Below are 21,073 nucleotides of genomic sequence, written 5' to 3' on the forward strand. Positions count from 1 at the left end.
CTGGGCGAAAAACTATGCGCTCACGCTCTGCGCAATCGCCCCGAGCGGGCGGCATGAATTGCGGATCATCAGCCGGCCCTTGAGCAAAAGCTTGCGCGGCGGCGCGTCCCTGTTGCCGGCGAGACGGTCGAGAAGCAGATTGGCCGCCTGTTCGCCGATCGCCTGCACCGGCTGCGCGACGGTGGTCAGCTGCGGCTGAAACACGTCGGACCATGGAAAGTCGTCGAAGCAGGCAACTGAAATGTCTTCCGGGCAGGACAGGCCGATGTCGCGGATCGCCTTCATGGTGCCGATCACCATCGGGTTGTTGGCCGAGAAGATCGCGCTTGGCCGATCGTGCGAGGACAGCATCTGCATGGTCGCGTTGTAGCCGTCGATCTCGTGGAAATTGCCGAAGCGGATCAGCTCCTCCGCGATCGGCAGGCCGGCGGCGTGAAGCGCCTCGCGATATCCCGCCATGCGGTCATGCATCGGCGAAATGTCCGACGTGCCGGTGATGTAACCGATGCGCCGGTGGCCGAGATTGATCAGATAGGTGATGGCGTCGAACACCGCGCGCTGGTTGTCCAGCACCACGGCATCGGTGTCGACGCCTTTGCAGATACGATCGAGCAGCACCACCGGCACGTTGGCGTCGTCGACGATCCGCTTGAGGATCGCGCCGTCGCCGACGCGCGCCACGATCAGCCCGTCGACCATGCGGTCGAGCAGCAGCTTGATCTGATCGTCCTGGGTATTCAAATCCTCGTCCGTGCAGCACAGCATGACGGCATAGCCGGCCCGGTCGAAGGCCTGCTGGATGACCGAGACGACATCGGTGAAGAATGGGTTGGTGATGTGCGGCACGGTCAGTCCGATCGTGCGGGTCGTGCCCATCTTCAGGCTGCGGGCGATCGCGTTGCGCTTGTAGCCGATATCGCGGATCGCCTGTTCGATGCGCTGGCTAAGCTCCGGACTGACCGTCGCCGTGCCGTTGATCAGCGCCGAAACGGTGGCGACAGACACACGTGCCGCTTCAGCCACATGAAGCATGGTGGGCGCGGTGGATTTCCGGTGTTTTTTTTGCCCTGATGCTGTCATTTTCGAAACGTTTCGCCACCCTTGCCGGCCAATACGTACGGAATCCTGTCCTTTTTAGCAAGAATCGAAATGCAGTAAACATGCGGCACCTCATATCAGCTTGACATGATCGAAACGTTTAGATTAGCGTTTGCGGGAAGTTGACGAGGACGGAAGGGAGGCCGCCATTGTCATGCGAGAGAGCAGTTCCCTTTCCCCGCAGCACGGCGCTGCCGATCGGTCGGACACCGTTCTGAGCGCCGAGCATATTTCCAAGAGCTTCGGCGGCATCGCCGCCCTGGTCGATGTCGGCTTCGAGCTGCGGCGCGGCGAGGTTCATGCCTTGATGGGCGAGAACGGCGCCGGCAAGTCGACGCTGATGAAGATCCTCTCCGGCGTCTACACCGGCTATGAAGGCACGGTCAGCGTCGATGGCCACCCTGTCAATTTCGCTGGCGTACGCGACGCCGAGGATGCCGGCATTGCCATCATTCATCAGGAGCTCAACCTGGTGCCCGAACTCAGCGTCGCCGACAACATCTTCCTTGGCCGCGAGAAGCTGATCGCCGGGCTGATTGTCGACCGCAAGGCAAGCAGCCGCGCGGCGGGCGCTTTGTTGCAGCGGCTCGGCATCGAGCTCGATCCGCAAGCCCGCGTCGGTGCCCTGCGTGTCGGCGAGCAGCAGCTGGTCGAGATCGCCAAGGCGCTGTCGATGTCGGCACGCATCCTGATCATGGACGAGCCGACCTCGGCGCTGTCGCCGGCCGAATGCCAGCGGCTGTTCCGCATCATCCGCCAGCTTGCCGAGAGCGGTGTCGCCATCGTCTACATCTCGCACCGCATCGACGAGGTCATGCATCTGGCCAGCCGCGTCACCGTGTTTCGCGACGGGCGCCATGTACTGACCGAGCCGATGGCCAGGCTGGACGAAGATGCGATCATTTCGGCGATGGTCGGACGCAACCTGCTCGCTTCCTCCCAGGAAGAGCGCCACTCCGGCGGCAACATTGTGCTTTCGGTCGAAAACCTGTCGCTGTCGAAGCCCGATGCGCATGGCTGGCGCACGGTGATCGACGGCGTTGGCTTCGATCTTGCCGCCGGAGAGATCCTCGGCATTGGCGGGCTGCTGGGTTCGGGCCGAACCGAGATCCTGGAAGCGATCTTCGGCTCGAGCGATGGCCGCACCGGTGGCGAAATCCAGGTCGACGGCCGGCCTGTGGATATCCGTTCGCCCCGCGACGCAAGGCGGCTGGGCATTGCACTGGTCACCGAGGACCGCAAGACGCAAGGCCTGCATCTGCAGGCTTCGATCGCAGACAATGTCGCGCTGCCGCTGGTCGGGTCGCTGGCCCGCTTCGGCATCCGCTCGCTGGCCTCCGAGCAGGGGCTGGCGCGGCAGGCGGTCAAGGCGCTCGGCATCCGCTGCCGGGACATCGACCAGCCTGCCGGCACGCTGTCCGGCGGCAACCAGCAGAAGGTCGTCATCGGCAAGTGGCTGGCGACCAGGCCAAGGGTGCTGTTGCTGGACGAGCCGACGCGCGGCATCGATGTCGGCGCCAAACGCGAGATCTACGACCTGATCTTCAAGCTGGCGCGCGATGGACTGGCCATCGCCGTCATCAGCTCCGAACTGCCGGAGCTTTTGCATCTCTCCGACCGCATCCTGGTGATGGCCGATGGCCGCCAGACAGGCATTCTTTCCCGCGACGCGGCCAGCGAGGAGGCCATCATGCGTCTCGCCGCCCCGCGCAGGACCATATCGAGACCAGCCGCATGACTGCCCTGAAACTCCTGTCCCGTACCAAGCTCTACTGGGGCCTGATCGCCATCTTCCTGATCGGCGTGCTGGGCTCGCCGATGAGTTCCAAGGGCAACAACATCTTCCTCTCCTACGGCAACCTGCTCGACGTGCTGCGCCAGGTCTCGACCACCGGGCTGATCGCCACCGGCATGACGGCTGTCATCATCACCGGCGGCATCGATCTCTCCGTCGGCTCGCTGATGGCCATCTGCTCGGTGGTCTGTGCCATGCTGCTGACGGTCCCAGGCGTGACGCCGGGCGTCGTGCTGGGCGTGCCGACCGTCGCGCTGGTGGCGCTTTGCCTCGGTTTCGTCGTCACCCGCTTCATCTTCCAGAACCTGGCAAAGTCCCGTGCCGGCGCCGATCTCGTCCGCGAGATCAGGCTGGACGGGATTCGCGGCCTGATCACGCCCGCCGTCGTCGGCGTGGTCTTGTGCTGCCTGTCGCTGTGGTTTCTGCTGCCGCAGATCGAGCCGAAATTCGGCGTGCTCGGCGTGCTGCTGGTGGCGCCGTGCGTTGGTTTGCTGTTCGGCGCGCTCAACGGCTTCATCATCGTTGCCGGACGGCTGCAGCCCTTCATCGTCACCCTGGCTATGATGGTGACGGCGCTCGGCATCGCACGGCTGACCGCCGGCCAGAACAATGCGGTGCTGCCGGTCTATACCGGCTCCAACGCCACCGCCGATTTCGAGATCCTGCGCTCGCTGGTGTTCGGCATCATCCCGATGCCGGGCCTGTTCTTCCTCGGCGCCATCGTGATCTACGGCGCGGTGCTGCGCTTCACGCCGTTCGGCCGCTATGTCTATGCCATCGGCGGCAACGAGGAGGCGGCGCGCCTCTCCGGCATCGCCGCCGGCCGCGTCAAGATCGCCACCTATGCCGTCTCCGGGCTGCTCGCCGGCATTGCCGCCGTGCTCTATGTTGCGCAGTACCGGCAAGGCAAGCCGGATGCCGGCGCCGGGCTGGAGCTCGACGCCATTGCCGCTGTGGTCATAGGCGGCACCAGCCTGATGGGCGGGCGCGGCAGCCTCATCGGCACGTTCTGCGGCGTGCTGATCTTCGGTCTGCTCTCCAACATCCTGCAGCTCCACAACATCAATTCGAACCTTCAGCTGGTGCTGAAGGGGATGATCATCATCGGCACCGTGCTCGTGCAGGAGCGCAATGCCGGTGATCTCCTGGCCTATCTGCGCCTGCCCGGCGGGCAATCGGCGCACAAGGAAACGGCCGCGGCAAAGCGGCCGTCGCAAGAGACACCGTCTCTCAATCTCGGAGGAAACAAAAAATGAAACGACGTGACATGCTGAAGCTTGCCGCCGTGACCGCGGCACTGCTGACCACCACCGCGCTGCTGACCACCGGCAACGCTTACGCTCAGGACAAGAAGTGGAAGATCGGCTTCTCCCAAGTGACGACCATCGAGCCCTGGCGCGCGCAGTTCAACAAGGACATCCTGGCCGAAGCCGCCAAGCACCCCGAGGTCGAGCTGATCATCACCGACGGCGAGGACAAGACCGAAAAGCAGGTCGCCGATGTCGAGAACCTGATCCGCCAGGAGGTCGATGCGCTGTTGGTGTCACCGAAGGAATCGGCCGGCCTGACCGGCGTCGTGCAGCAGGCGATCGACGCCAAGATCCCGGTCTTCGTGCTCGACCGCAATGTCGACACCAAGGACTACACGCAGTTCGTCGGCGGTGACAACGCGCTGATCGGCCGCGCGGCCGGCGAATATGCCGTCGAGCTGCTGGGCGGCAAGGGCAAGGCTGCAGGCAACGTCGTCGAGATCTGGGGCGGCATGGGCACCCAGCCGGCGCATGACCGCCATGACGGCTTTCACGAATTCACCGACAAGGAGCCGGGCATCAAATATCTGCTCGACCAGCAATCGGGCGACTGGAAGCAGGACCAGGCCTACAATCTGATGGCCAACGCGCTGAAGAGCAACGAGAAGATCGATCTCGTCTACGGGCACAACGACCCGATGGCCTATGGCGCCTATCTCGCCGCCAAGGATGTCGGCCGCGAGAAGGACATCAAGTTCATTGGTATCGACGGCCTGCCCAATGAAGGCGTGCAGATGGTGAACAAGGGCGAGCTGACGGCGACCTTCACCTATGTCACTCCCGGTGCCGAAGGCCTGCGCCAGGCGATCAAGTTCCTCAACGGCGAGAAAGTCGAAAAGACCATTACCCTGCCAACCGAGAAGATCACCAAGGAAAACGCCGCCCAGGTGCTGAAGGACAACGGCCTCTGAGGCAAACTTCCTGCCGGGTGCCTCCTTTGGCGCCCGGCGGGTCTAAGCCAGCTTCACCAGCAGCTTCATGAAGGTGGCGATCTCCTTGGCCGAGAGCGGCGCCAGCGTCTCCTTTGTGATCTCGCGCGCCAGCGGGATCAGGCGCTCGATGGCATCGCGGCCTGCCGCGGTCAGATTGACCAGCAGCCGTCTTTTGTCGACCTCGTGCCTGGAAAGCTCGACCAGGCCGCGCGCCTTCAGCCGGTCGATGACGCCCTTGACCGTCGCCGCATCCATCGCGATCAGCGTGCCGAGCTGGTTCTGCGAGGTCTCGCCGACGTCACGCAGCTTGGCCAGCGCCGCGAATTGCGGCGGCGTCAGATCGCCGATATGCGCGGCAAAGATCGCGACATGGCGCTGATGCGCCTTGCGCAGGATGAAGCCGACCTGCTCCTGCAGGAGGTAATCCTGGTCGTCCGGCGCCTCGACCTCGACCAGCTTGAGCAGATTGTCCTCGCCGCTCACCGCAGCCCATCCCAGGCTTTGATGTCATCGGCCGCGAGACCACCCATGCGATCGTGAATGCGCGGGCCACAAGTCATGGCGAGGCAGAACAGAATCTCGTCGGGGCGCGGACCATCGGACATGCCGACTTCCATGGCGTCGAAATGGCTGCGCACATAGGCGGCGTTGATGTGGCCGAGCGGCACGTCGAGCTTCGAACCGAAAGCGCCGACCTTCTTGGCCGACGGCACGATCGCCTTGGCGTCGCCGAGCCGCTCGCGCATGGCGTAGCCGCCGGGCACATGCCAGAGGGCGCCGTGTTCCAGCTCACCCGCCGCGCCGACAATGGCACCCTTGCCGTAGCCGTCGATCTGCTTGACGTCGCCGCCGAGCGCCGCGATCAGCCGGTCTGCGAGCAGCAGGCCGAGCGGCTTGAGATCGTCCATGGCGCTCTGCAGCTCCTCGACATAGCGCCCGGCGAACGGGTTCTTTACCAGCGCCATGGCGGCGGCACGGCGGCGCGGCACCTTGGCCACCGGCCCGCCCTCGTGAAAGATCTCTTCGGTCAGAACCGCGATCTTGCGGATCGGAAACTCAGGCATGGGCAACTTCCTCCCTCGAAGTTTCGTTGGGCGCGGCAAGCGCAACCGAGCCACTGATGCGGATCTCGCCGCCGAGAAACAGCGCCGACCCGGCAATAAGCCCCCGCCGGCGAAAATCTTCGGCGACGGCAAGGCCATTGTCCAGCGCGCGCGCCACTTCGCCAAAGGCAAGCGTGCCGACGCCTTGCGTCACCAGCCGCGAGCCGAGATCGCTGTCGGGCGACAGTTCGTGTGCGGAAATGCGCTTGATGGCGGGATTGCCGGGCAGGTCCACCGCGTTGGCGATGAGCGTCGCCGCCGCATCGGCTTCGGCGCCGGTCCGCGCCAGAACGGTGACGGCGTCGGCAATGCCAAGCGAGAAGGAGCGGCCACGCCAACCGCTGGTGGCGACGCCGCGAACGCCATCTTCCGCGCGGATCGTGATCCGGTCGGCCATGCCGCTGCCGGTACCGGCTACCGCCAGACCCATCGACTGGCCCTTGCCGATATGGAGCGCGCAGTCGCCGCCATTGTTGACATAGGCGCGCTCGATCTTGCGACCGGCAAGCAATGCGGCGAGCATTTCGTCGGCTACCGATCCCGCGACGGCCGCCATCGGAGTTATAAAGCATTCCGCCAGGGGCATGACGGCTGCCTCCATGCGGCGCGCCGTCGGGCCGGCGAAGGTGCGCGGCGCCAGGAAAAACGCCGGCAGCCGCAATTCGGGGAGTTCCTCGACCAGCTCCACCAGGATCGTCTGGAAGCGCGCTATGGCCTGTTCATAGGCTCGGCGGCATTCATCCGCCTCACCAAAAACCTCGACGATCAGGTCGATCGGCCCGTGGTTGAGATGCAGCCGCTTGCCGTCCTGCAGCCAATGCGCTTGCGGGCCTTGCATCACCCGGCTCCATTCGAGCCGGCACGACGTAGCTGCGCGAGTGGCGGCCATGGATTGTTGGCTTCGGCGCCTGTGCCGCGGCGCGGATTCAGGTACTCACCGCCTTTTGCGACAATATCCTCGACGCTGCGGATCTCGGCCTCGTACCCGCCGAGCCTGACATAGTCGTCGCGGCGCAGCGTGAATTCGATCGGCGCCACCAGCGCCGGTGTAGGCACATAGCCGAAGGCGCCTTCCGGCACCCGTGTGACATCGACCATCAGCGTGATGCCGCCGCCCGGCCAGACATAGACCGGCGCACCGCCGACCGTGACATAGGTGGTCAGGCCCTGAACCGAGCGGGTGAGATTGACCGGGTTTTCGGTGACGCCGGCGCGCAGCGAACCGCCGGCGCCGCCGATGAACAGCACCGTGCACAAAGCCGGCTCGCAATTGTCCTCGATCAGGCCGACCGACTTTTGCAGCCGTTCCGGAAACGGCTTTTGCACCGGCTTCAACTCGTCGTCGAGCTCGTAATAGGCGAATTGCTCGCCGGTGGTCGAAACCATCAGCAGCGACAGGCCCGGCCGCGCACCCTTCTTGGCGTTCCACTCGCCAAGGATCGACAGCGGGTCTGAAATGCTGGTGCCGCCCCAGCCGAGGCCTGGCTCGGACACCTTGAAATAGCGGCCCGGCGTCGAACGGCGGCCGATGATCTTTATCCCTGTGTCCTGCCAGCCCAGCACCTTGCCGGCCTGATGCTCGGAAACGACGCCGGTGATGTGGTCGTCGACCACCACCACCTCGTCGACAAGGCCGCGCCATTGCGTGGCGAACATGCCGATGGTCGCCGAGCCGCAGCCGACGCGCATGCGATGTTCCTGCTTGCCGTCGATGACAGGCGCTTTGCCGGCTTCGACTGTTATGGTGGCGCCGCCGTCGATGGCCAGTTCCACCGGCTTGCGGTTGCACAGATTGAGCAGCGCGTCGCAGGTGGCGCGTCCTTCGGCCTTCGAGCCGCCGGTCAGATGATGCACGCCGCCCAGCGACAGCATCTGCGAGCCATACTCGCCCGTCGTGACATGGCCGATTGCCTCGCCTTGCGATCGCACAATAGCCGTCTCGGGTCCGATATGCCGGTCGGTGTCGATCTTCACCTTGACGCCGCAGTACGAAAAAATGCCTTCCGTGACGACGGTGACGAGATCGACGCCTTCGACTTCCTGGCTGACGATGAACGGCGCCGGCTTGTAGTCGGGATAGGTGGTGCCGGCGCCGATTGCGGTGACGAAGCGGCGGCCGGTGTTGACCAGTTCGCCGTCCCATTGTTCGCCCTCGGCGACGAACGGCACGATTGCCGCGCCGGTCTCGGCCGCATGGTCGAGGATGGTCAGCGGGTCCATCCGCACGATCCTGCCGCCGACATTGCCGTAGCGGTCGCAGGCGCCGGTGCGCCCATCTGATATGTAGCACATCACCGGGCAGGCATCGCAGCGGATCTTCTCCGCCACCAGCTTCTCGCCGGGATCATGGGTCTCGAAGCGTTCGGCAAGCTCGCTCATCGGCGTGCCTCCTTTTCGCGGATGCCATCTCTTTCGCGGATGCCAGCGCGGATACGCGTCGGCGTCGCCGGTATCTTGGTGACCAGCACGCCGGTGGCGTGGCGGATGGCATTGAGGATTGCCGGCGCAGTCGGGATCAGCACATGCTCGCCCAAACCCTTGGCCCCAAAGGGTCCTTCCGGATCCGGAACTTCTATCAGGACGGTCTCGATCGGCGGCACGTCGCCTATGGTCGGGATGAGATAATCGTGCAGGTTCTCGGTGCGGCCGGGGATGTACTCTTCCATCAGCGCCATGCCGATGCCTTGCGCGATACCGCCTTCGATCTGGCCTTCGGCCAGCAGCGGGTTGATCGCCTTGCCCACATCATGCGCGGCGGTGATCTTGATCAGCTTCACCGTGCCGAGCTTGAGATCGACCTCCAACTCGGCAATCTGCGCGCCATAGCCGTAAACGGCGTAGGGTTTGCCCTGGCCCTTGGCATCGAGGGGCAGCGTCGGCGGGTCGTAGCTCTCCTCGGCGCGGAAGACGAAGCCCTCGGCATCCAGGTCCAACGTCGTGAGGTCGATGCGGCGCGTGGCTTCGCCTTCGCGGATGACGATCGCCGGGCCGTCGAGTTGGAGAGCGGCTTTTTCCGAAACATTGGCGAAACGCAGGATCTTTTCACGCAAGGCGCGGCCGGCCTTTTCGGCCGCCTTGCCGGTGACGAAGGTCTGGCGCGAGGCCGATGTCTTGCCGGCATCGGGAGTAATTGATGTATCGGCGCTCTTCAGCTGGAATCTCTCCAGCGGCAGGCCGAGTGCGTCGGCGCAGATCTGGGCGATGACCGTGTTCGAACCCTGGCCGATATCGACAGCGCCCTGGTGCAGGATGACCGTGCCGTCGGCCGCGATGCCGACCCGAATGGTCGACGGATTGGGCAGCGAGGTGTTGCCGCAGCCATACCAGCAGGACGCGACGCCGAGGCCGCGCTTCCTATCTGTGTTGGCACTGTTGAATGCCTCCGCATCGGCCGCTGCGCGCGCCCAGTGCGGCCGCAGCGATTCGAGGCATTCGGCAATGCCGACGCCCGAGTCCAGAAGCTGTCCTGTGACCGTTTCGGAGCCGTTACGAAGGCAGTTCTTCAGGCGAAAATCGAGCCTGTCCATGCCGAGCTTGCCGGCCAGCTCATCGTAGAGGGTCTCCTGCATGATCGTCGCTTGCGGCACGCCGAAGCCGCGGAAGGCGCCGGAGATCGGCCCATGCGTATGGATGGCGCGGCCTTCGGCGCGGTAGTTCGGCGTCGCATAAGGTCCGGAGGCGTGCACCGGCACGCGGTTGGCCACGGTAGGGCCCCAGCTTGCATAGGCGCCGGTGTTGAAATCGCCTTCAAAAATCATGCCGGTGACAAGGCCGTCGGCATCGGCGCCGATGGTCGCCTTCATCTCGGCCGGATGGCGCTTGGTGGTCGACATCATCGATTCGGTGCGGGTGTAGGCAAGTGCCGCCGGCCGCCCTGTCTTCATCGCCACAAGGCCGATCAGCGGCTGCAGCGAGACGTCGAGCTTCGAGCCGAAACCGCCGCCGGTCGCGGTCGGCACGATGCGCACCTTGTCGACGGCAAGGCCGAGCACCTTCGCCGTCTCGTCGCGGTCCATATAGGGCGCCTGGGTGCAGGCGACGACGACCAGCGTGTCGCCGTCCACATAGGCATAGCCGGCTTCCGGTTCGATATAGGCGTGCTCGACATAGGAGGTGTCGATGACGCCGGAAACCGTGAACGCTGCACCGGCAAGGGCCCCTTCCGGATCGCCGCGTTCGACGAAGCCGGAGGTCAGCAGGTTTGCCGGTCTGTTCTCATGGATGAGCTTGGCACCGCCGGCGCGCGCTTCGCAGGATTGGAGAACATGCGGCAATTCGGTCCAGCGGATCGGAAAATCCGAGAGGTCGATATCGAGCATCGCCTCGCGCTCGCCAGCGACCAACGCCACCGCCTCACCGCGAAGGCGGGCAAACCCTTCGGCCAGTGCCGGCTGGTCGGCGAACGGGCCGATGACGCCGAAACAGTTTTTTCCCGGAATGTCGGCTGCGGTGAAGACGCCGGCAACGCCGGGATGTGCCTTCGCCCAGCCATCGAGGTCACCGAAGGCGAAGCTGGCGTGATAATGCGGAGAGCGGATCACCAGCACCGCCAGCGCATCGGCGGGGAAGGAATCGCTGCCGAATTTCTCAGCCCCGGTGACTTTCGGCACGCCGTCGAGCCGGATGGGCGAGGAACCGATCGCGTGGCCTGACCGGGGCAAGCGGAAATCCAGGCTTGCTGCCTGCAGGGAGGCATCCATCACTGCGGCAATGATCTTCCGGTAGCCGGTGCAGCGGCACAGAATTCCGCCGAGCGCGTCCTGTACCTCGACCTCGGTGGGGCTCGCCTTCTTCTCCAGCAACGCCGTCGCCGCAACCAACAGGGCGGGCGTGCAAATCCCGCACTGCGCCGCGCCATGGGCAAGGAAAGAGGCCTGCAACGCCGACAGCCGGCCGTTGGCAAGCCCTTCCACGGTCGTCACCGATACGCCGGCAGCGGACGCCGCCGACATCAGGCAGGCGCAGACGGGATCGCCGTCGACCAGCACCGTACAGGCGCCGCAATCGCCGGCATCGCAGCCGACCTTGGTGCCGGTCAGCCCCAGTTCGTCGCGCAGCACCAGGGACAGCCGGCGCAGCGGCGGCACATTGACCGATACGACGCTGCCATTGACCTCGAAGGCGATGTCAACGCGCTCCGGGCCGCGAGCAGGCCGAACGGCGCCCAGGTCGGGCACTGCTTCACGCACGTCAGGTTGAACCTGGCTCATGCCGCCACCTCTTCGCCAGTCGTCCGCCCCACAGCCGCAAGCACGGCGCGGGCAACAATCTCGCGCACTGCATCGAGCCGGTATTCGGCGCTGCCGCGCACATCGGCGATCGGCGACAGTTCGCTCATCGGCGCGGACAGGACCGCATCGGCAAGCTCGCCATCCACCGGCAGCCCGCACAACGCGGCTTCGACGCCGGCCAGCCGCTTGGCCACCACCGAACAGGAGCCGGCCGCGACCGCCGCTTGCCGGACGGTGCCATTGTCGACGGCCAGACGTGCTGCCACCATGGCGATGGAAATGACGAGGTAGCGCCGGGCGCCGAGCTTGACGAAAGCCGACGTGCCGCTGGGCTTCGGCACGCGGATCGCAGTGACCATCTCACCGGGCAGCAGAGCCGTACGGCGGTTGCCGAGAATGAAGTCCTGCAACGGCAGGTGCCGCGTCGCTGCCACCGAGCGCAGCTCGACCTCGGCATCGAGGACGAGCAGGGCCGGCACGCCGTCGGCGGCAGGCGAGGCGTTGCAGAGATTGCCGGCGACCGAGGCGACGTTCTGGATCTGCGCCGAGCCGACCTCTCGCGCCGCCTGCTTCAGCGCCTCGAAGGCCGGCGGCAAGGGATGGCGGACGATGTCGGTCCAGGTCGTGCGCGCGCCGATGACGAAATGGTCGCTCGTCTCGGCAATGCCGCACAGCGCCGCCAGGCCGTTAATGTCGAGAACATTGTCGCGGATCGGTTTGCTGCCCTGTGCCGGATAGAAATCGGTGCCGCCGGCAAGGATGCGCCAGGCGCCCTCGCCAAGCAAAGCGAGCGCTTCGTCGACCGAGGTGGGTTTCGCGTAACGGATCACGCTTTGCCTTCCCGAAAAGAGGCCTTCCAGAGCTGGTACTTCGAAAGATCCTTCCAGCACAGGGGTCGGAAAATTCATTCGTATGCAAATGATATCAAGCTGGCAGGATTTGTCAAAGCCGGAGTTTGCCGCGGCGCCGCCGGCACGCATTTGTTATGGCTTGAGAGGTTGACGCGGCCGGCCATCTGGTCAAGTTTCTGCGTCCGGTCGCGTCAGCGGCATTTTCCACTGGAGCCTGCATACGGAAGAGGAAAGCCCATGGCCGACGAAGCGCTTGTCGTCATCGACCTGCAGAACGATTTTTGTCCCGGCGGCGCGCTGGCGGTTGCCGGCGGCGACGAGATCGTGCCGCTGGTCAACGACCTGATCCGGCGAACCGACCATGTCGTGCTGACGCAGGACTGGCATCCCGCCGGTCACTCCAGCTTTGCTTCCAGCCATCCGGGCGCGCAGCCCTTCACCATGATCGAAATGCCGTACGGCCAGCAGACGCTGTGGCCGGACCACTGTATCCAGGGCAGCCTGGGCTCGGATTTCCATTCCGGCCTCGCCTGGACCAAGGCCGAGCTCGTCATTCGCAAGGGATTTCGGCCTGATATCGACAGCTACTCGGCCTTCTTCGAGAACGACCGCACGACCCAGACCGGCCTTGCCGGCTACCTCCGGGAGCGCGGCATCGACACGCTGACCCTGGTCGGGCTGGCGACCGATTTCTGCGTCGGCTTTTCGGCGCTGGATGCCGTCAGCCAGGGCTTCAAAACCACAGTGCGGCTGGATGCCTGCCGCGGCATCGATCTCAACGGTTCGCTCCATGCCACGCTGCAGCGCATGCGCGACGCCGGCGTGAGGCTCGAAGACCCTTTGTCGGACTGACGGATCGTGAGGCGCAAGAGGGGCTTTTTGTGGGTCGCGACGAAGGCGGCAATCGTTGTGGCCGTGCTGTTTCCGGCACAGGCTTTCGGGGCGGAGGAACACGGCCTGCCCGGCGCTTCGATGTCGCTGTGGTGGGCGCTGCCCTTTGCCGGGCTGCTGTTGTCGATCGCCACTGGTCCGCTGCTGTTTCTTCATGTCTGGGAGCATCACTACGGCAAGATCGCGGCCCTTTGGGGCGCTCTGGTGATCCTGCCGCTGGCGGTTGCCTTCGGTGTCTCCACAGCGACCGAAGCGGTGCTGCATGCGTTGCTCACCGAATACATGTCGTTCATCATCCTGCTGTTTGCGCTGTTCACCATTTCCGGCGGCATTCTCCTTGCTGGCAACATTCACGGCACGCCGCTGGTGAATGCCGGCCTGCTGCTGGTCGGCGCGCTGCTGGCCTCGGTGATCGGCACGACCGGTGCCTCGATGATCCTGATCCGGCCGATCATCCGCGCCAACGATAACAGGCCGTTCAACGCCCATGTCGTCATCTTCTTCATCTTCCTGGTGTCCAACATCGGCGGCTCGCTGACGCCGCTTGGCGATCCGCCGCTGTTCGTCGGCTTCCTGCGCGGCGTCGACTTCTTCTGGACGACGACGAACCTCTGGCGCGAGACGCTGTTCGTCGGCGGTGTCGTGCTGGGCGTTTTTCTGGTGATCGACATCATCCTGCACCGGCGCGAGGCTGGCGCGCCGAAGATCAAGGATCCGACACCGGATACCAAGGTGCGCCTGCGCGGCCTGGCCAACCTTCCGCTGCTGGCGGGGGTGATCGGCGCCATCCTGCTATCGGCGGCCTGGAAGCCGGGCGTCAGCTTCTCCGTGTTCGGCGTCAGCCTGGAACTGCAGAATCTGGTGCGCGACGCCATGATCCTGGCGCTCGCCCTCGTTTCACTTGTCATTTCGCGCAAGGAATACCGCGAGGCCAATGGCTTCAACTGGGGTCCGATATCAGAGGTGGCCAAATTGTTTGCCGGCATCTTCATCTGCATCGTGCCGGTCATCGCCATCCTCAGGGCAGGCCATGAGGGTGCGCTGGCGCCGCTGGTGTCGCTTGTGAGTTCTTCCTCCGGCCAGCCCAACGATCTAGCCTATTTCTGGCTGACCGGGGCGCTGTCATCCTTCCTCGACAATGCGCCGACTTATCTGGTGTTCTTCGAGCTTGCCGGCGGTGACCCCCGGCACCTGATGACGGAGTTCGCTTCGACGCTTGCCGCGATCTCGGCCGGCGCGGTGTTCATGGGCGCCAACACCTATATCGGCAATGCGCCGAACTTCATGGTCTACGCCATCGCCCGACATCGCGGCGTGAAGATGCCGGGCTTTTTCGGCTATATGGCATGGTCGGGCCTGGTGCTGATCCCGACATTTTTGGTAGCGGGTTTTCTGTTCTTCGGCTGATCAACCCACGCCGACATAACGGCGCACCGCTGACGGATCGGCGCGCAGTTCTTGGACATCGACTGTCTCGCGGTTGCGGCCGTTTTCGACGAAGGCAACGCGGTCGGCGACAGAAAGCACTGCATCGACCCGTTGTTCGACCAGGATGGTCGACACGCCCATGTCACGCAGCGTCGACACCGTCTCGCGGATCTTGGCGATCATCGACGGCATCAGCCCTTCGGTCGGCTCGTCGAGCAATAGCACCTGCGGTTCGAGGCAGAGTGCACGCGCCATCGCCAGCATCTGCTGTTCGCCGCCGGACAGTGTGCCGGAACGCTGCCGCAGCCGCTGGCGCAGCAATGGAAAGAGGTCGAGCACGTTTTCACGCGTCGCCTTGCCCTTGCCGCGCGCCATCAGGCCGATCTCGATGTTTTCCGCCACCGTCATCTCGGCGAACAATCGCCTTCCCTGCGGCACATAGGCGACGCCGGCCTTCGGCACCTCATGTGCCGGCAGCCGGGTCAATTCCTGGCCATCGAGCCTGATCGAGCCGGCGCTCGAGGGGACCAGTCCCATGATGGCCTTGAGCGTCGTCGTCTTGCCGGCGCCATTGCGGCCGAACAGGCACAGCACCTCCCCCTTGTTCAGCACCAGGTCGAGCCCGTAGAGCACCTGGACCTCGCCATAGAAGCAGTCGAGCCTCGAGATGGTGAGCGCTTGAGACTTCGGCTCGGCCTTGTTTGTCATGGGGCGGTCCCCAGATAGGCTTCCTGTACGGCCGTATTTTCGCGGATCGCTTCGGGCGTGCCTTCGGCGAGGATCTTGCCGGCATTGAAGACGGTGATGCGGTCGGCCAGTTGCATGACGACAGGCATGTTGTGCTCGATCAGAAGCATGGTGGCGTTCTTGGCGATCTCGCGCACCAGGGTGATGAAATTGTCGATCTCGCTGTCGGCCAGCCCTTGCGTCGGCTCGTCGAGGATCAGCAGGCGCGGCTTCAGCGCCAGGCCCATCGCCACTTCCAGCAGGCGCTGATGGCCGTAGGACAACTGCCCGGCCGGCATGTGGGCGCGATCGGCCAGGCCGGTGCGTTCGAGTGCGGTCATGACAGCGGCCTGTATCGCGCTCCTGGAATGGCTGCCATGCCGCAGCGTCAGTTGCGCGGGCAGCGCGACGTTGGCGTAGACGGACAGGTTGGCATAGACGCTGGTGAGCTGGAAGGTGTAGGCGATCCCCCTGCGGACCCTGACATAGGCAGGCAGATTGGTGATGTCGGCGCCGTCGAAGACGATCATGCCGGCAGACGGCTGGATGCGGCCGCTGACCAGGCTGACGAAGGTGGTCTTCCCCGCTCCATTGGGGCCGATCACGGCGCGGATTTCGCCCGGCATCAAGGAGAAATCCACACGGTCGACGGCACGCAGGCCGCCGAAGTCGCGAGAAAGGCCCTTGGTGGTCAAAAGCGGCATCATGGCAGCCACCCGAGCCAGCGCTGCCTAATGCTGCCCAGAATGCCTTTGGGGAAAAACAGCACCAGAAGGATCAGCGCGATGCCGACGATCAGCAGATAGGCGGAGGTGTAGCCGCTGGTGATATCGATGACATAGTACATGAACAGCGTGCCGATCAGCGGCCCGAGCGTTGTTGCAGCACCGCCCAGCAGCACCCACAGCAGCGGCAGGATCGAATATTGCACCGACGCGAAGCTCGATCCGACATAGCCGAACAGCAGCGCATAGGCGGCACCCGAGGCCGCGCAGATGATGCCGGAGATGACGACGGCGGCGAGCTTGTTCGAAAACGTGTCGTATCCGAGCATCTTCGTACGCTCCTCATTTTCGCGGATGGCGACCAGCACGCGGCCATAGCGGGAGCGGACGATGGCCAATGTGACGAGCAGCACGATGGAAAACAGCGCCAGCGCTGTCATGTAGCGCACCGTCGGATTGGTGAGCTCGAGCGACGTCGCGCCGAAGCTCAGCACCCGCGCCGGCTGCGGCACGACCATGCCCTGGTCGCCGCCGGTCCACGTCGCGAAGTAGAGGATGAGGAGGTAGAACACTTGCGCGAACATCATGGTGACGATCATGAAGGCGACGCCAGTGGTGCGCAGCGCCAGCAGGCTGATCACGAGTGACACAACAACACCACAGGCAAGCCCGGCGGCGAACGCCGCTGGTACGCTCCAGCCGAGCTGGATGACGGCAAGGCCGGCGCCATAGAGCCCGGCGGCAAAGAACATGGCATGGCCGAGGCTGAGCAGGCCGACATAGCCGAACAGCATGTTGTAGCCCATGGCGAACACCGCCAGCACCATGATGCGGGCGAGCAGGCCGTGATAGTATTCCGGCAGAAGGAAGCTCAGCACGAAAAGCAGCGCGACGACGCCGAGATGCAGGGCATAGGCTTTTACCGGCGAAGCTTCGCTCATCGCGACCTCGTCCCGAACAAGCCTTGCGGACGGAACACCAGCACCATGGCGACCAGCAGCGTGGCGATGATCTTGGCCAGCGTCGGCGAGAAGAACATCGAGATGATGCCGTCGGAGAGACCGATCAGCACGGCGGCGACGACCGTGCCGCGCAGCGAGCCGAGGCCGCCGATGATGACGACGATGAAGGAGAGCAACAGCGGGTCCTGCCCCATCAGATAATGCGCCTGGCTGATCGGCACGATCAGCACCGCGGCAATGGCCGCCAGCATGGCGCCAAGCGCGAAGACGCCGCCATAGACGCGGCCGACGGGAATGCCGAAGGCCTGCGCCGTCTCGCTGTCATACTGCGTGGCGCGCATGACGAGGCCGATCCTGGTGCGCGTCAGCACCAGCCATGTCGCGGTGAGCAGCAGCGCGGAGGCGGCGATGACAGACAGTTTGTAGCCGGAGTAGCCGAACCACGGCAAAAGGATACGGTAGCTGAACGGCGGCTCCACCGGCCGCGCCTCCGGACCGTAGAAGGTCAGCGCCAGCTGCTGGATGATGTAGAGCATGCCGATGGTGGCGACGATGGTGGCTTCCGGATTGTAGTTGAGCCGGCGCAGCACCAGCCGTTCGGCGACCAGCGCAATGGCGCCGACGATCAGCGGAGCAATCACAAGTGCGGCCAGGAAGCCGAGCGCGGGATGGCCGCCAATGGCTGTGGTGATCGCCCAGGCGAGCACGGCGCCCAGCATGAAGAACTCACCATGCGCGACATTGACCACCCGCATGACGCCGAACACCAGCGACAGGCCGAGCGCGGTCAGCGCCAGCACGGCTGAGGTGACGAGGCCTTCGAGGGCGGCGAGGAGGAGGTGGGGACCGAAGTGCATGCTACACGCCCAGCGATAGCGCAATCGCGCCCCTTGCGGGGGGTGAGGAGTGGTCCGCGCAGCGGACGGAAAGCCAATTGCTTGGCTTTCCGAACGACGAACGCCCGGAGCGACAGCGAAGGGCCGGGTCCGGCAGGACAGAGGGGGGCGGCCTGGCGCTCACGCTTGTGCTGGAGCAGCTCACAGCGCCTGCGTCGTATAATCCCCTTCGGCCTCGTAAAGTCCGTCCTCGATCTTGGTCTTGTGCACGACCTTGAGCTTGCCGCCTTCGATCTTGGAGATGTTCTGGATGCCAAAGCACTGGTGGATCTTGCCGTTGAAGGTCTTCGGTCCCTGCGGATGTTCCGGACCTTCGGCGAATTCGGTCAGCGCCTCGGTCGCCTCGACCAGCTTGGCGCGGTCTTCCGGTCCCTTGTAGCCGGCGTCCTCCATCGCCTTCTTGACGACGTAGAGCGTTTCCCAGCAGCCGAACATGTGGGCTGCGGTGGAGACGTCCTTGGGGTCGCCGACGGCGGCGCCATTGTCGTCGATGCCGACAGCAGCGCGATAGGCCTTCTGCGCCTCGGAGTCATCGGCCTGCGCATAGCGCGGCGAGCCTTCCCAGAAATGGCTGCCATCGAGGAATTCGAGGCCGGGGCTGTTGATGTCGGTGGCTTCGAGCGAATCGATGAAGCCGAACAATTGCGGCCGGTTGGAGCCGTAAAACTCACCAAGCTCCTTGACGAAGGTGAGCACGGCCGGGCCGACCATGACGTGGTAGATCACCTCGGTCTCGGCCGGGATCTGCGGAAAATACTTGGTGAAGGACGATTCCGTCGGCGGGATGGCGATCTGCGCGATGACCTCGCCGCCTTGCGCCTTCAGCGCCGGCGGCAGGTAGTCGCGGTGGTCGTAGCCGAAGGCGAAATCCGGGAAGATCTGCGTCACCTTCTTGCCGGCGTTGGCCGCGATCCACGGAGCCATCGACTGGATCTGGCTCTTCACGTCGGTGATGCCGGGCTGGAAGACATAGCGGTTCAGCTTGGTCGAGGCGACGTGATGGCCTTCGCTGACGACGAAATAGGGCATCTTGTTTTCGCCGGCGGCGGGCGCCGAGCCGATGACGACATGCGAGAACAGCGTGCCGAAGACGATGTCGGTCTTGTGCTGGGTGGCGAACTTGCCGACCACCTCGGCGCCACGGCCGGGATCGGTGCCGTCATCCTCGATGATCACCTCGACCTGACGGCCATTGATGCCGCCGGCGGCATTGATCGCCTTGACCGCGGCAGCCGTGGTCTTTTCGTACCAGCGGCCATAGGCAGCGCCGATGCCGGTGCGGTGCGACTGGAAGCCGATCTTGATCGGCGCCGAACTCTGCGCCTGGGAATAGCGGACGAAGCCAGGGGCAAGGCCGAGGCCGGCGCCTGCGGCCAGACCTTTCAGTGCGGTGCGGCGGGTGAGCGTGGATCTGGAGAGATCGAAAAACCCATTCTTGTCAGTCACGGCAGTTCCCCTGTTTTTGAGTTTTGACTGGCTGCAACGAGGCAAAAAATCGCATGTGTACAAACTAAATCACCAAAGCCCCGACGTGGCAAGCGGGCTTTCCCCGAAGGCATGCTGGTCGCCTTTTCTCATCCGACAGTCGGCGTGGCAAGCAACCAGAGGCCGAAGACGGTGTAGGCGATCATCAGCAAGGTAAGCGGGAACTGGCTGAGGGCTGCGCGGGAGGGCTGTGGGTGCAGGCGCCAGGCGAAGCCGTGAGCGACGAGGACGGCGAGCACATGGCCCAGGATGATGGCGCCGGCCTGGATATTCCACAGCCACCACGCAGAGTCCGCCCCCGCAACGATGCCGGCCTCGATCTGCATATCGGCGGTGCCGAACAGGTTCCAGCCCATCGCGAACGGATCGGAAAGTGCCGCAAGCGCATATTGGCCGTCGACGAGCAGCGCCGTCAGATAATGCGCAATGTGATAGGCAAGCGCGATCGGCACGATCGACCACACCAGCTGACCGGCCGCCTGGTTAAGAATGTGGTCGCTGCCGGCAAGACGTTGGCCGAGCCAGACGGCAAGCAGGAACACCGCCGCCAGCAGCGCGAATGTCAGGATCAGCCCGAAAGTGCCGCTGCCGATCAGCGCCGTGCGGCCGGGAACTTCGAGCGGGTTGATGCCGAACAGGCCGAGCCAGAAGAAGGTTTTCGACAGGCCGTCGAAGGACACCGACGACAGGGCGAGCAGCAGGAAAGCCATGCCGCTGGCCGGCAAGGGCTCCGCGGCCAGCAGCTTGGCGCCCGGCCAGCACAGGGCAAGCCGGCCATGTTCGTTCCGTACCACAATTGCGAAACGCGCCACCATGGAGAAGAAGACCGTCAGGAATTCGCCGCTGCGGCTCCAGCCGCGATAGCCGAACGCCAGTATGGCGAGGAAAGAGAATAGCCAGTAGAGGCCGGCGGCCACGGCCAGACGCGCCGGATCGTCGGGCGCCGGATCGATGAGTTCGAACCAGGCAAAGGCGAAGAACAAGATGGCCGCAGGCCAGCAGCCGACCCATCGGGGCAGGCGCCATGTCCCGGTCCCGAACAGGCGCGAGGCGATACGCCATGGTCCATACCAGGGGTTCAGCCATGACCAGAGATCGCCGAAGAGGCCTTGCAACAGCGTGACGCCGGCCCACAAAAGGGTCCAGATCACCAAAGGCAGCGGGTTTGAAAGCGGGTCGCGGCTGCCGAAAAGGCCGGCGGCGATGAGAATTGCAAAGCCGGCAAAGGATATCAGGCTGATGGCGGCGCGGGCGCTGTCGCCGAAGGTGAACAGCGGCAGGCGTCGGCGCCAGAAGCGGTCAAGCGAAGCCGCCGGCAGCAGCGCCAGGACGAGGAAGCTGACGGCCACGGCGAAGGCGCCTCCGACCAGATAGTAGCCGGTCGGCAACAGCAGGACGTGGCCCCGGTCGGAGGCGTGTGCGCAGGCGGGGGCGGGAAATATGAGCGATGCGGCTGTAAGCAACAAAGCCAACGATAGATGACGGCACCCTGCGGCGCCCCCCTCTGTCCTGCCGGACCCGGCCCTTCGCCGTCGCTCCGGGCGTTCGTCGTTCGGAAAGCCAAGCAATTGGCTTTCCGTCCGCTGCGCGGACCACTCCTCACCCCCCGCAAGGGGGGAGATTGGCAGTTCGCTCGATCG

At 64.6% G+C, this 21,073-nt stretch carries 18 protein-coding genes; 5 read left to right on the plus strand and 13 right to left on the minus strand.

What is annotated here, in order from left to right:
- Nucleotides 1-12: 12 nt before the first annotated feature.
- Nucleotides 13-1,032: a LacI family DNA-binding transcriptional regulator gene (locus P3C39_RS12250; RefSeq protein WP_013528458.1), complete on the minus strand. Its 1,020-nt coding sequence runs from the start codon at nucleotides 1,030-1,032 to the stop codon at nucleotides 13-15.
- A 220-nt stretch (nucleotides 1,033-1,252) separates the two neighbouring features.
- On the opposite strand from P3C39_RS12250, the gene P3C39_RS12255 reads away from it, so the two are divergent.
- The 3 genes from P3C39_RS12255 to P3C39_RS12265 are packed head-to-tail and all read left to right on the plus strand — an operon-like array spanning nucleotide 1,253 to nucleotide 5,114.
- Nucleotides 1,253-2,836, plus strand: coding sequence for a sugar ABC transporter ATP-binding protein (locus P3C39_RS12255; RefSeq protein WP_064992803.1), 1,584 nt, complete (start codon nucleotides 1,253-1,255; stop codon nucleotides 2,834-2,836).
- The gene (locus P3C39_RS12260; protein ID WP_013528456.1) at nucleotides 2,833-4,149 is read left to right on the plus strand and encodes an ABC transporter permease; all 1,317 of its coding nucleotides are present in this window, start codon (nucleotides 2,833-2,835) and stop codon (nucleotides 4,147-4,149) included. The genes P3C39_RS12255 and P3C39_RS12260 overlap by 4 nt, the downstream gene beginning before the upstream one ends.
- On the plus strand, nucleotides 4,146-5,114 hold the full coding sequence (locus P3C39_RS12265; protein ID WP_013528455.1) for a substrate-binding domain-containing protein: 969 nt from the start codon (nucleotides 4,146-4,148) through the stop codon (nucleotides 5,112-5,114). Before P3C39_RS12260 ends, P3C39_RS12265 begins: the two co-directional genes overlap by 4 nt.
- Nucleotides 5,115-5,156: 42 nt before the next feature.
- Here the strand turns inward: P3C39_RS12265 and P3C39_RS12270 are convergent, their stop codons facing one another.
- The 6 genes from P3C39_RS12270 to P3C39_RS12295 are packed head-to-tail and all read right to left on the minus strand — an operon-like array spanning nucleotide 5,157 to nucleotide 12,299.
- On the minus strand, nucleotides 5,157-5,618 hold the full coding sequence (locus P3C39_RS12270) for a MarR family transcriptional regulator (RefSeq protein WP_013528454.1): 462 nt from the start codon (nucleotides 5,616-5,618) through the stop codon (nucleotides 5,157-5,159).
- The gene (locus tag P3C39_RS12275; protein ID WP_224674701.1) at nucleotides 5,615-6,199 is read right to left on the minus strand and encodes an amino acid synthesis family protein; all 585 of its coding nucleotides are present in this window, start codon (nucleotides 6,197-6,199) and stop codon (nucleotides 5,615-5,617) included. The genes P3C39_RS12270 and P3C39_RS12275 overlap by 4 nt, the downstream gene beginning before the upstream one ends.
- Entirely contained in the window at nucleotides 6,192-7,076 is an 885-nt protein-coding gene (locus P3C39_RS12280; RefSeq protein ID WP_275953271.1) for a UPF0280 family protein, read from the minus strand. The genes P3C39_RS12275 and P3C39_RS12280 overlap by 8 nt, the downstream gene beginning before the upstream one ends.
- Nucleotides 7,076-8,617, minus strand: coding sequence for a 6-hydroxynicotinate reductase (locus tag P3C39_RS12285; protein ID WP_064992808.1), 1,542 nt, complete (start codon nucleotides 8,615-8,617; stop codon nucleotides 7,076-7,078). Before P3C39_RS12285 ends, P3C39_RS12280 begins: the two co-directional genes overlap by 1 nt.
- A complete protein-coding gene (locus tag P3C39_RS12290) occupies nucleotides 8,614-11,448 on the minus strand; it encodes a molybdopterin-dependent oxidoreductase (RefSeq protein WP_275953270.1) in 2,835 nt (944 codons plus the stop codon). Before P3C39_RS12290 ends, P3C39_RS12285 begins: the two co-directional genes overlap by 4 nt.
- Nucleotides 11,445-12,299, minus strand: a complete 855-nt coding sequence (locus tag P3C39_RS12295) for a xanthine dehydrogenase family protein subunit M (RefSeq protein WP_027161092.1) — start codon at nucleotides 12,297-12,299, stop codon at nucleotides 11,445-11,447. The genes P3C39_RS12290 and P3C39_RS12295 overlap by 4 nt, the downstream gene beginning before the upstream one ends.
- A gap of 258 nt (nucleotides 12,300-12,557) precedes the next feature.
- Here P3C39_RS12295 and pncA point away from each other — a divergent pair, with 258 nt between their 5' ends.
- Nucleotides 12,558-13,172 (plus strand): bifunctional nicotinamidase/pyrazinamidase, encoded by a 615-nt coding sequence (gene pncA / locus P3C39_RS12300; RefSeq protein ID WP_063169737.1) that lies wholly within the window; start codon nucleotides 12,558-12,560, stop codon nucleotides 13,170-13,172.
- A 27-nt stretch (nucleotides 13,173-13,199) separates the two neighbouring features.
- Nucleotides 13,200-14,618 (plus strand): sodium:proton antiporter, encoded by a 1,419-nt coding sequence (locus P3C39_RS12305; RefSeq protein ID WP_275953269.1) that lies wholly within the window; start codon nucleotides 13,200-13,202, stop codon nucleotides 14,616-14,618.
- Here the strand turns inward: P3C39_RS12305 and P3C39_RS12310 are convergent, their stop codons facing one another.
- From P3C39_RS12310 to P3C39_RS12335, 6 genes are all read right to left on the minus strand, one after another.
- Nucleotides 14,619-15,347, minus strand: coding sequence for an ABC transporter ATP-binding protein (locus tag P3C39_RS12310; protein WP_275953268.1), 729 nt, complete (start codon nucleotides 15,345-15,347; stop codon nucleotides 14,619-14,621).
- The gene (locus P3C39_RS12315) at nucleotides 15,344-16,072 is read right to left on the minus strand and encodes an ABC transporter ATP-binding protein (protein ID WP_275953267.1); all 729 of its coding nucleotides are present in this window, start codon (nucleotides 16,070-16,072) and stop codon (nucleotides 15,344-15,346) included. The genes P3C39_RS12310 and P3C39_RS12315 overlap by 4 nt, the downstream gene beginning before the upstream one ends.
- Nucleotides 16,069-17,031 carry a branched-chain amino acid ABC transporter permease gene (locus P3C39_RS12320; RefSeq protein WP_275953266.1) on the minus strand — a complete coding sequence of 321 codons (963 nt, stop codon included), beginning with the start codon at nucleotides 17,029-17,031 and terminating at the stop codon, nucleotides 16,069-16,071. Before P3C39_RS12320 ends, P3C39_RS12315 begins: the two co-directional genes overlap by 4 nt.
- A complete protein-coding gene (locus P3C39_RS12325; protein ID WP_013528443.1) occupies nucleotides 17,028-17,909 on the minus strand; it encodes a branched-chain amino acid ABC transporter permease in 882 nt (293 codons plus the stop codon). The genes P3C39_RS12320 and P3C39_RS12325 overlap by 4 nt, the downstream gene beginning before the upstream one ends.
- Before the next feature lie 180 nt (nucleotides 17,910-18,089).
- Entirely contained in the window at nucleotides 18,090-19,394 is a 1,305-nt protein-coding gene (locus P3C39_RS12330) for an ABC transporter substrate-binding protein (protein WP_013528442.1), read from the minus strand.
- A gap of 128 nt (nucleotides 19,395-19,522) precedes the next feature.
- Nucleotides 19,523-20,905 carry a hypothetical protein gene (locus P3C39_RS12335; protein ID WP_275953265.1) on the minus strand — a complete coding sequence of 461 codons (1,383 nt, stop codon included), beginning with the start codon at nucleotides 20,903-20,905 and terminating at the stop codon, nucleotides 19,523-19,525.
- Nucleotides 20,906-21,073: the final 168 nt, after the last annotated feature.

Source organism: Mesorhizobium sp. XAP4, from assembly GCF_029269325.1.
GTDB lineage: Bacteria > Pseudomonadota > Alphaproteobacteria > Rhizobiales > Rhizobiaceae > Mesorhizobium > Mesorhizobium ciceri.